Origin of the sequence: uncultured Turicimonas sp. (assembly GCF_902477955.1) — a bacterium.
GTDB lineage: Bacteria > Pseudomonadota > Gammaproteobacteria > Burkholderiales > Burkholderiaceae_F > Turicimonas.
Genome location: NZ_CABSJB010000062.1, coordinates 1 through 10,542 on the forward strand (window position 1 = coordinate 1; position 10,542 = coordinate 10,542).

General features: G+C 45.6%; 11 protein-coding genes and 1 other RNA gene. 9 read left to right on the top strand and 3 right to left on the bottom strand.

Annotated elements, in window-relative coordinates; all coding sequences use genetic code 11:
• From ffs to RDK53_RS11915, 7 genes are all read left to right on the top strand, one after another.
• Window positions 1-90, top strand: an RNA gene (ffs, locus tag RDK53_RS11885) — signal recognition particle sRNA small type; the annotation flags it as partial.
• A gap of 124 nt (window positions 91-214) precedes the next feature.
• Complete coding sequence (gene dnaX / locus RDK53_RS11890) at window positions 215-2,221, top strand: DNA polymerase III subunit gamma/tau (RefSeq protein WP_308515145.1); 2,007 nt, start codon at window positions 215-217, stop codon at window positions 2,219-2,221.
• Window positions 2,222-2,255: 34 nt separating this feature from the next.
• A complete protein-coding gene (locus tag RDK53_RS11895) occupies window positions 2,256-2,564 on the top strand; it encodes a YbaB/EbfC family nucleoid-associated protein (RefSeq protein WP_066595809.1) in 309 nt (102 codons plus the stop codon).
• A 4-nt stretch (window positions 2,565-2,568) separates the two neighbouring features.
• On the top strand, window positions 2,569-3,180 hold the full coding sequence (gene recR, locus RDK53_RS11900; protein WP_308515148.1) for a recombination mediator RecR: 612 nt from the start codon (window positions 2,569-2,571) through the stop codon (window positions 3,178-3,180).
• 327 nt (window positions 3,181-3,507) lie between these two features.
• Entirely contained in the window at window positions 3,508-4,548 is a 1,041-nt protein-coding gene (locus RDK53_RS11905; protein WP_066593468.1) for an ABC transporter substrate-binding protein, read from the top strand.
• A 60-nt stretch (window positions 4,549-4,608) separates the two neighbouring features.
• Window positions 4,609-5,421: an ABC transporter ATP-binding protein gene (locus RDK53_RS11910; protein WP_066593467.1), complete on the top strand. Its 813-nt coding sequence runs from the start codon at window positions 4,609-4,611 to the stop codon at window positions 5,419-5,421.
• The gene (locus RDK53_RS11915; protein WP_066593465.1) at window positions 5,418-6,248 is read left to right on the top strand and encodes an ABC transporter permease; all 831 of its coding nucleotides are present in this window, start codon (window positions 5,418-5,420) and stop codon (window positions 6,246-6,248) included. The genes RDK53_RS11910 and RDK53_RS11915 overlap by 4 nt, the downstream gene beginning before the upstream one ends.
• A 136-nt stretch (window positions 6,249-6,384) precedes the next feature.
• Here the strand turns inward: RDK53_RS11915 and RDK53_RS11920 are convergent, their stop codons facing one another.
• Window positions 6,385-6,636: a hypothetical protein gene (locus RDK53_RS11920; RefSeq protein ID WP_066593463.1), complete on the bottom strand. Its 252-nt coding sequence runs from the start codon at window positions 6,634-6,636 to the stop codon at window positions 6,385-6,387.
• A 215-nt stretch (window positions 6,637-6,851) separates the two neighbouring features.
• Between RDK53_RS11920 and RDK53_RS11925 the strand changes: the two genes are divergently transcribed.
• Both RDK53_RS11925 and RDK53_RS11930 read left to right on the top strand, forming a co-directional pair.
• A complete protein-coding gene (locus RDK53_RS11925; RefSeq protein ID WP_066593461.1) occupies window positions 6,852-7,208 on the top strand; it encodes a NirD/YgiW/YdeI family stress tolerance protein in 357 nt (118 codons plus the stop codon).
• 187 nt (window positions 7,209-7,395) lie between these two features.
• A complete protein-coding gene (locus RDK53_RS11930; protein ID WP_308515153.1) occupies window positions 7,396-7,755 on the top strand; it encodes a NirD/YgiW/YdeI family stress tolerance protein in 360 nt (119 codons plus the stop codon).
• A 60-nt stretch (window positions 7,756-7,815) separates the two neighbouring features.
• Here the strand turns inward: RDK53_RS11930 and RDK53_RS11935 are convergent, their stop codons facing one another.
• Window positions 7,816-10,128, bottom strand: coding sequence for a bifunctional (p)ppGpp synthetase/guanosine-3',5'-bis(diphosphate) 3'-pyrophosphohydrolase (locus RDK53_RS11935; RefSeq protein WP_308515155.1), 2,313 nt, complete (start codon window positions 10,126-10,128; stop codon window positions 7,816-7,818).
• A 44-nt stretch (window positions 10,129-10,172) separates the two neighbouring features.
• Window positions 10,173-10,373 (bottom strand): DNA-directed RNA polymerase subunit omega, encoded by a 201-nt coding sequence (rpoZ, locus tag RDK53_RS11940; protein ID WP_066593457.1) that lies wholly within the window; start codon window positions 10,371-10,373, stop codon window positions 10,173-10,175.
• Between the last annotated feature and the right edge of the window lie 169 nt (window positions 10,374-10,542).

The window sequence follows — 10,542 nt, forward strand, 5'->3', positions numbered from 1 at the left end:
CCCCCTCGCATGTGAATGTCGTGAATCTGGTCAGGTCGGGAACGAAGCAGCCATAACGATCCTAGCAGTGCCGAGGTGTGGTCCGCTTTTCGTTTTCTTTCCTTTTTCTTCGCTTGCATAGCGCTCAAATTCATCTAAAATTCTTCAATTCGGAACAGTTTTACCTCCTGCGAAACGATTTGGTTGCGAACCGAATCTTTAAGAGATTTTTTCCATGGCTTATCAGGTTTTAGCTAGAAAGTGGCGTCCACACGATTTTTCTACATTGATCGGGCAAGATCACGTTGTCCGTGCTTTGACTCATGCTTTGACAGAAAATCGTCTTCACCACGCTTATTTGTTTACGGGAACTCGCGGTGTAGGTAAAACAACAATCTCCAGAATTTTGGCCAAGTGTTTAAATTGTGTAGGAGAAGACGGGAAGGGCGGTATCACCGCTCATCCTTGCGGTGTGTGTGAGGCTTGCAGAGCCATTGATGAAGACCGTTTCGTGGACTATATCGAAATGGACGCGGCTAGTACGCGCGGTATTGACGATATGGTATCTCTCCTTGAAAGAGCGAAGTACGCACCTACAAATGCCCGTTTCAAAGTCTACATGATCGACGAAGTTCATCAGCTGACCACCCAGGCATTTAACGCCATGCTTAAAACCTTGGAGGAACCTCCCGAGTACGTCAAATTTATTTTGGCGACAACCGATCCGCAGAAGGTACCGGTTACCGTTCTTTCTCGCTGCCTGCAATTTAATCTTAAGAGCTTGTCTCCGATGTTAATTTCAGGACATATGGAAGAACTTCTTAAAAAGGAAGGATTCCCTTACGAGTTGCCGGCATTACGGATGTTGGCAACCGGAGCACGCGGTTCCATGCGCGACGGCTTGTCTTTATTGGATCAAGCCATAGCCTTCAGTGCCGGTAACCTGACCTTAGAAAACGTCAGAGAGATGCTGGGAACAATTGATTCAACAACCTTGATTCGATTGTTGGGAGCTTTAGCGAATCGAGACCCTGTTCAGGTCATGCAGGTGGCCGATGAGATTGGCGCCCGCAGCTTATCCTATACCCAGGCTCTCAAAGATATGGCATTGCTGTTCCATAGAATTTCTATGGTCCAAATGCTGCCTGCTTCTCTAAACCCGGAAGAACCGGACTCGGACGCTGTCAAATCTCTTGCTCAGGCTTTTGCACCCGATGAAGTTCAGCTCTACTATCAGATTGCTATCCATGCTAGAAACGAGATAAGTCTTGCTCCGGATGAATACTCTGGTTTCACAATGGCTTTAATGCGCATGATGGCATTTGCGCCTGCAGAAACCAAAAATTCGAAAAAACCGGTGGTTGCCCCGATGAAGGGACTGGAGGCCCCCGCTCCTCGGTCGCCGGAAGCTCCGGTTTCAACAGCTCCTGCGGCTGCGGCTCCTAAACCGGAAGCCCAAGTAGCATCTGTCTCTCCGGTGCCCCCTAAACCAACTTCGGTAATGTCCGTTCCGGTTGCGAGCAAAGATCCCGGAGATATTCCTCCTTGGGAAGAAAGTCCTGTGTTAACAGGCTCAAAAAAAAAATTAATTGAGGACAATTCTCCCGCTTCCGCTCCAACCCCGTCAGAGGAAAAGTCTGCGGTTTCAGCTCGAGGTTCTTCCCCGCAGCTTCAAGAGAGTCCGAAAGAACTTCTTCCGCAAGATGATCAAGATGATGTTCCTTGGTCCTATGATGATTATGTATCCGAGGGGGGAGCAGGAGAAAGCGGGGAAGATGAATATATTCCTCAGAAGAGAACCATCGTTCAGGAACGAGATGAGTTTGAAGGTGTGCCTGTTCAGATGAATCCGTGGCTCGAAGCTGCAAAAAAAATAAAGCTCATTGAATCTTCTCAGCCTTTAGTTGATCTGTCCGAACTCGAAAGTTTTGACGGGTCTAACATGGTTCTGACCACAACATTGGAAGCATTGACGCATGAGGAACATGTTTCAGCTCTGCAAAAGGAACTTCAGAAACATTTCGGCCCTCAGCTTCAGCTGAAAGTTAAATTTGTTTCCAAAGGAAAAGGGCAAACACTCAAAAGGCTCAGAAAGCAAGAATTAATAGAAGAAAAAATTGAAAAGTTGGATAGAATCTCGAAAACAAAATTAGTCAAAGAGATCTTGAATACTTTTGGTTCTACGATTTCGATTGACAATGTCACGTTGTATGACAAAAACGACACGCCCCGTGTTATTTGATTTAAAGGAAATATAAATGCGTAATTTCGGTGGAATGGGCCAGATGGGCCAAATGATGAAACAGGCTCAGATGATGCAAAACAACATCAAAAAAGCCCAGGAACTGTTAGCAACTATCGATGTTACCGGTGAAGCCGGCAACGGTGCCGTCAAGGTAACCATGAGCTGCAAGAATGTTTGCAAGAGAGTCGAAATTGATGACTCCCTCGTAGGCAGCGTTGAAGACAAAGATATGCTCGAAGATCTTTTGACTGCTGCTCTTAACGACACTCAAAAGAAAATCGAAGCTGAAGTTGAACAAAAAATGGCTGCTGCAACCGGCGGCATGAAGCTTCCTTTCTAATCTCGTGGCTTCAGTTAGTACCATAGAAGAGCTGATTGATTCTTTGCGGCAGCTGCCCGGCATCGGCCCGAAAGCTGCCCAGAGAATGGCTTATCAGCTTTTAACCTCTGATAAAGAAACGGCTTCTCGATTAGGCAATGCTTTGCTCAACGCGGTGAAGACCGTTAAGCGCTGCCCGCGCTGTAATAATCTGACCGATAAAGATATTTGCAAATATTGCTCCAGCATTCACAGAGATGATTCTCTTCTGTGCGTGGTTGAAAATGTTGCAGATATGATGGTCATTGAGCAAAGCTTATCTTGGAACGGCAGATACTTCATTTTGATGGGCCGTCTTTCACCTTTAAACGGCATCGGACCCAATGAGTTGGAGTTAGGCCATTTAATCGACAGAGCCTCTGAGCCTGAAGTTAAGGAAGTCGTAATTGCCACTTCTTTTACGGCCGAGGGGGAGGCAACTGCCCTTGCAATTACAGAATTGCTGGCAAAACATGCTCCACAGGTCAAAGTAACCCGTATTGCTAAAGGAATTCCCGCCGGTGCGGAGCTCGAATACACCGATGTCAATACGGTAGCTCAGGCGATGCTTAACCGTCGTATACGGGAAAATAATTAGTCAAACTTCTGAAAATCAATAAATTTCTAGGTATTCTGTTACTTAGTTAAACAAATTTATTGGATCTAAAAGTGAATCACACTATTGCGACAATGAGCAGCTCCGGAATGACCGCCGGCGCAGCTATGCCGTGTTTCGTGGGAAACACTGGCGTCGCATTTTCAATGAATTCTGTTTGCAGCGAAAACGGTTTGGGCCTTTTGCTAGGTTTGTTGCGACTTACTTTGCGCAAAAGACGGCTGTTTTTGTAATCCTAGTTGGAAATTGAAATAAAAAGTGGTAGCAGAAACAGTCCGTGAAAACGGACTTTTTTATTGAGGAAAAATTATGAAGTTCACTCGACGTACGATTATTGCAGCCGCAGCAGCCGGAACATTTGCCATGATGGCCCCTGGTATGAGCACTGCTTTTGCAGCAGAAAAAACTGACATCACCATTGCTGTTGGAGGAAAGAGCCTCTACTACTACTTGCCTTTGACAATTGCCGAACAGCTTGGTTATTTCAAAGATGAAGGCCTTAATGTCAAGATCGTCGACTTCCAAGGCGGTTCCCGTGCCCTTCAGGCAGTCGTGGGAGGCAGCGCTGACGTAGTATCCGGCGCATTCGAACACACAATTTCCATGCAGGCCAAGAAACAGGCGATGACCGCTTTCGTTCTTCAAGGCCGAGCTCCTCAGTTGGCAATGGTTGTTTCTACAAAGAAAATGCCGAATTACAAACAGCTTAGCGATCTGAAGGGCAAGAAAATCGGCGTAACCGCCCCTGGCTCTTCTTCTCAGATGGTAGCCAACTATATTTTGGCTAAAGGCGGCCTCGGTCCGAAAGATGTTGCCTTTATCGGCGTAGGTTCCTCCTCCGGTGCCGTTGCTGCTTTGAGAAGCGGTCAGATTGATGCTTTGATCAATTTGGATCCGGTTATCACTCTTCTTACTCGTAACGGCGACGCAAAAGTGGTGGCAGATACACGTAAAGTTGCTGAGTCCGAAAGCTTCTTCGGAGGCACTCTTCCAGCCGGATGCTTATATGCTCCGACTTCCTTCGTAGAAAAGAATCCGAAAGCAGTTCAAGCATTGACAAATGCTATTGTCCGCGCCGACGAATGGTTGTCTAAGGCCACTCCGGAAGATGTCGCAAAGGTTGTTCCTGAATCTTACTTGATGGGCAACAGGGATGTATATTTGGCAGGCTTCGAAGGCAACCGCGAAGCACTCTCTCCGGACGGTAAATTCCCGGAAGGCTGTGCAAATATCTCCTTGAACGCATTGAAGACTGTTAATGACAAAATTGATCCGGCCAAGATTGATTTAAGCAAGGTATATACCAATAAATTTGTTGAAGAAGCTTTGAAAAAATACCCTGCAAAATAATTAAGATATTGGGATCGCACCTGCGATCCCAAGAGTCCTATTAAATTAATCTAAAAGAAAATGAATCATCCTGCTTTGGAATTTACAGAGGTAACGTGCAGTTTTGTTACACCTGACGGGAATCATTACACCGCCGTCAGAGACGTTAATTTAACGATTGGTGACGGTGAGTTCGTTAGCGTAGTCGGGCCGACCGGCTGCGGTAAATCCACTTTATTGAATATGTCCGCTGGACTGCTCTCTCCTTCTAAGGGAACCGTTAAAGTTTTCGGAGAAGAACTTACCGGCCTTAATAAACGTGCCGGCTATATGTTCCAGGCAGAAGCCCTCATGCCGTGGCGTACGGCAATAGCAAATGTTTCAGCGGGTTTGCAGTTTGCAGGGAAACCTCAGAACGAAGTAAAAGAAATGGCAGAGCATTGGCTGGCCAGAGTCGGTCTGAGAGGTTTCGAAGACCGTTACCCGCATGAATTGTCCGGAGGCATGAGAAAAAGAGTCGCTTTAGCACAGACTCTGATTATGGATCCGGACATTATTCTTATGGACGAACCTTTCTCAGCCTTGGATATTCAGACTCGTCAATTAATGGAAAATGAGGTTTTGGATCTCTGGGCTCAAAAGAAGAAGGCTGTTCTCTTTATTACTCATGACTTAGATGAAGCCATCTCTATTTCTGACCGAGTTGTCGTGATGTCAGCCGGTCCGGCTTCTCATCCAATCGGTGAATTCGTTATTGATATCGCCAGACCCCGCGATGTTGCCGAAGTTAGAGTAACACCAAGATTTATTGAATTGCATAATGCTATTTGGGCTGACTTACGTGAAGAAGTTCTCAAGGGCTACGAAAATCAAAGAAACAAGGTGAAAGCATGAAGAACTCAAGCATCCTTCAGTCAAAAACAAAATTAACTGCCTGTCAGCTTCTTTTGCTTGTCGTCATTTTCTTCTTTTGGTGGTTAATGACCAAACCGGGTTTAATCCCGCCGTTTGTATTTGAAGACGATAATCAGGCTGCTTTTTTCTTCGGAGAGCCTGTACAAATCTGTCAAGTAATTTGGGATTGGTTCTTTGTTAATCTGGAAATTTATCCCAACTTGGCCGTTACGTTGACGGAAACTGTACTTGCCTTTGTATTCGGTACCGTAGCCGGTCTTATCGTCGGTTTATGGCTTGCCTTGGCTCCTACGGCCGCTGCAATCTTAGATCCGTATATCAAGGGCCTTAACTCAATGCCTCGCGTTATTTTGGCGCCTATTTTCGGTGTTTGGTTCGGCTTAGGAATCGGTTCTAAAGTTGCTCTTGGTATCACTCTTGTATTCTTCATCGTTTTCTTCAACGTTTATCAAGGTGTTCGTGAAGTTAGCCCTAATGTTCTGGCCAGCGCCAGAATGCTCGGTGCCAACAAGAGCCAACTCTTGCGCTACGTTTATCTGCCAAGTGCTACAAGCTGGGTATTCTCCTCTCTCCACTCTTCCGTGGGCATGGCTTTCGTCGGTGCGGTAGTCGGTGAATACTTAGGTTCCGCCATGGGTGTCGGTTACTTGATTCTTCAAGCGGAAAGTACATTTGATATCAACACCGTGATGGCCGGTATCCTAGTGCTGACATTCTGTGCTTTGATTTTGGACCTGATTGTTTCTTTTGCTGAGAAATACGCCATGAAATGGCAGCCTAAGGGCGGTCAAAGCGAGAAGCTTTAGTAGCTTTTAATGCAAAAAAATCAGCTGTCAGCTTTCAGGAAGATTTCCTCGAAACTGGCAGCTGAAATTTTTTCGATACAAAAACAAAAGGTTTGGACGTTGCCAAACCTCAGTTGTTAAGTCAAATCTGGAACTTCTACACCGTTCCTGTATTTTCGCCTTCAAGAACGGAGGGAAAATCAGAAACATCAATATGTCTCTTATCATGAGGGTAGAAGAGCTTTAATCCGGTCTGGTAAGCCAGCAACAGACTTTGGATATCTTCATCATCAAGGTCTGTATCAACAAAATCTTCTTTGCTGAAAACAAAGCGATAGCCCATTTCGGATTTTTCGAGGAAACGGACTGATTCGAAGTTAACAATCTTATGTTGAAGAATAACTAACATTTATCGTCCTTGGAAATCTTTTTAATTTTGATTGAATTCTGGCAGCAAGACCATTAAAAAGAAATTATAGCTCGAGAAATTTTTTGGCTGACTGAGGTGTTTAGAAGTCGTGAAATTTTTGATTTATTTAACTCAGATTGAGAGTTAACCCGCAATCTTTAGTCAACTATAGAGTACATTGAACTTAACACCATTTTTTAGGAGGGTTATACGAAATGATTTCTAAGACTGTTTTAGCAGCTTTGGTCGCAGGTTCTTTTGCTTTCGGATTACCTGCCGCACAGGCTCAATTCACAGGCGCCGGTGCAAACGTCACTCCTGTGGAAAAGATCCTTTCTCAAGGTAAAGATGATCAATACGTAGCCGTCGAAGGCTATATCGTTCAGAAGGTTGGCAATAAGGACTATATATTCAAAGATAAGACCGGTGAAATCCGTGTTGAAATCAAAGACAGAGTTTTTGCAAATCAGCCGGTTTCTCCGACGACTAAAGTCTTGTTGGAAGGCGAAGTTGACAAAGACTGGACCGGTCCAATGGAAATCGATGTTAAGAAGCTTACAGTTGTGAAGTAATAACTCTTAACATAAACAAAACCGCTCTGCCGTCAGAAATCCCGTCCGGCCGAGCGGTTTTTCTTTTAGTATCAAAGATGTTTCTAATCTTTTTCTCCTGCCTGAAACGGGGTGATTTAAGAGCTTGCAGTGCGCAATGAGGCTACAGTGAAAACATCAAAAGATTATGTATATAGGAGATTTTCCGATGGTTTCAAAGAAGGTTTTAGGCGCTCTTGCCGCTAGCGTATTCGCTTTTTCTATGGGTGCAGCACAAGCTCAGTTCACAGGTGGCACTCAGCCGCAAGTTACAAGCGTTGCTCAGGTTATCAACCAGGCCAGAGATAACCAGTATGTTTCTGTTCAAGGCTATTTGACTCAGAAGGTCGGCAATGAAGAATATATCCTCCGTGACAACACCGGTGAAATTCTTGTTGACATTGACCATCATGTTTTCAGAGGCCAGCAGGTAACACCGCAGACACAGGTTCTCTTGCACGGTGAGGTTGATAAGGACTTCGGTCATCAGGCTGAAATTGATGTTGACAGCCTGCAGATCGTTAGATAGTCAAATCTAGATAAGAAAAGGCGCTCTAATCCGGCGCCTTTTTTAGTGGGCAGAAAAAGTCTATTCTTCTTCTTCGACGTCAACCGGCTTCATAGCTAAATCTTTTTCAAGATGTCTGCTAACCAGTCTTACGGCAGGAATTGCGCGAAGAGCGTTAATGATCTTCTGCAGATGTTTGCCGTCTTTGATTTGAATAGTTAAAGTAACCTTCGAGACCGTAGGACTCAATTCGGTTAAGGAGAAACCGCTGATGCTGGATTGAGCCTTAGCAATCTGACCGGTAATTTTTTCGAGGGTTGCATGAGTCTCTGTAATTTCCGCATCTAGTTTGGCACTGAAAGTTTCTTTGCACGTCGGATTCCACGACATTTCCTGCCAGTTTTCCGGGTCCACACGATATCCTCTTTGACAGTGAGAGCAATCGCTTCTATGGATGTGAACGGTATTCGTAGCTTTAATGAAATGTCCTTGGATAGGATCCTCCGGAACGGGCGTACAGCACGGGGCAAGATTGTATTCTCTGCCGTGAAGATCGAGTACGGCGGGTTGCTTCTCAGAAGGATCTGAACGTCCTAAGGTAATGGAAGAAGTCAGCTGATGGGCTATCAGCGAGGCATCCTTTAAACCGCGGCCGACAGCTGAAAGCAGTTCATTCTTAGATTCAAAACCATTGCTCTTGCAAACACGCAGCCAATCATGATCAGTGACCTGAGCTAACGGAAGTTTTTGCTGCTTGGATGCATTAGTCAGAAGAATATTGGCCGACTTCACGCTGCCTTCCTCGGAAAGTTGTCTGAGGAACTGACGAATCTCCGCTCTTGCTCGGCCGGTTCTGACTGAGCTGAGCCACTGAGGATTCGGAGAAGGAGTTGGTCCGGTGATGATTTCAACCATTTCTCCGTTCTTCAGCTCTCTGCTTAAAAGAGCAGGTTCACTGTTAATGCGGCACCCGATGCAAGTGTTTCCCACATCCGAGTGGATTTGGTAGGCAAAGTCAACGGCAGTGGAGCCTTTCGGGAGCTGAAGAATCTTGCCTTTAGGCGTAAAGACATAGACGTGTTCCGGAGAAATATCAACTTTGATGTTCTCCATGAATTCCAAAGAAGTGCCGCTCTGGCGCTGAATTTCCAGAAGGCTTTCAAGCCAAGATTGGGTAGACTTCTGCAGAGAAGAAGATTCGCCGCGATCTTTGTAAAGCCAATGCGCGGTAATGCCGTCTTCACAAATATGATGCATCTCTTCCGTGCGGATCTGGAATTCAACAGGAAGACCTTTGGGACCTAAAACCGTTGTGTGAAGGCTTTGATAACCGTTCGCTTTGGGAATGGCAATAAAGTCTTTGAATCTTCCGGGAACTGGCTTATAAAGGCCGTGAATCACGCCCAATGCACGGTAGCAGTCGTCTCGGGTGGGAACGCAAAGCCGGAAGCTATGAACATCTAAAACTTCACTGAATTTGATCTTGCGCTCTTTCATCTTCGAATAGATGCGCCACAGACCTTTATTTTTGTCTTGAACGTCGCCTCGGATTTTGTTTCGTGCCAGCGCGTCACTGACTTCATGAGAAATCTGCTCTAACGCCTGTTTTCTTCGTGCTCTGGATTTTTCTACGGCTTCTTTTAGTACACGGTGACGAATCGGGTACATGAAAGAAAAGCTGACGTCAGCAAGCTCACGATAGACGGAATAAAGTCCCAATCGGTTGGCGATCGGAACATAAATTTCCATCGTCTCTTTGGCAATTCTGAATTTTTTGTGAGGTTTGACGGCGCCTAACGTGCGCATATTGTGAATGCGGTCGGCAAGCTTAATCAAAATGACTCGCACATCGCGCGACATGGCCAGAAGCATTTTGTGAAAGCTCTCTGCCTGGGCTTCCTCATTCGAAGAAAACTTAAGTTTGTCAAGTTTGGAGACACCGTCAACGAGTTCAGCTACTTTAATACCGAACTTTTCGCTCATCTCAATTTTGCTGATCGCCGTGTCTTCTAACACGTCATGCATCAGCCCGGCTTCAATAACTTGAGCATCCATATGCCAGGAAGCAAGAATTTCCGCAACGGCGATAGGGTGAGTGATGTAGGGAGCTCCGGAATTTCTAAACTGACCGAGGTGCGCTTGGTCAGCGTAGCGGAAAGCTTCACGGATTTTGTTGACGTCGGAACTCGACAAATAAAGTCTGCAGCGCTCGGCCAATGCATTAGCCGAGGCTACAGGATTAACTTTTTCAGCAGGGATGGCTTCCGCGGGGGGAGCCGGCAGAGGCTCAGGTTTCTTCGGCGTATCCAGACCAACGGCTCTTTTTATTGCGTCAGCCGTCTTTTTTGCGAAACTAAAGGTGTTGTCTTGAACCGAAGAAGCAGAGACGCTCATGAATAATCCCCTTGGCTGAATTTTTGATGTTTAGTTTTATTGTCTTACTTTATCTTATTGAGCATCTCTAAACCGGTTACGCCCTCAGCAATTTCTCTTAGAGCGGCAACACTGGCTTTATCCTTGCATTCAATCTTAGGAGCATGGCCTTGAGACAACTGACGTGCTCTGCATGCTGCTACCAAAACCATTTGGAAACGGTTAGGGATCTTTTTTAAACAATCTTCAACGGTGATACGTGCCATTTAATCAATAGTCCAATAAAAATTAGCTTGGGATACCAAGCTGAATGAAAACATCAGTCCGGCGAGCATACTGCTTCTTAAAGCGAAGTCTGCTTCCGATAACGACAGAACGGAACTCATCAAGAGCCGTTCTGACGTTATCGGAAGCAGACTTCGCTTTAAGAAGCAG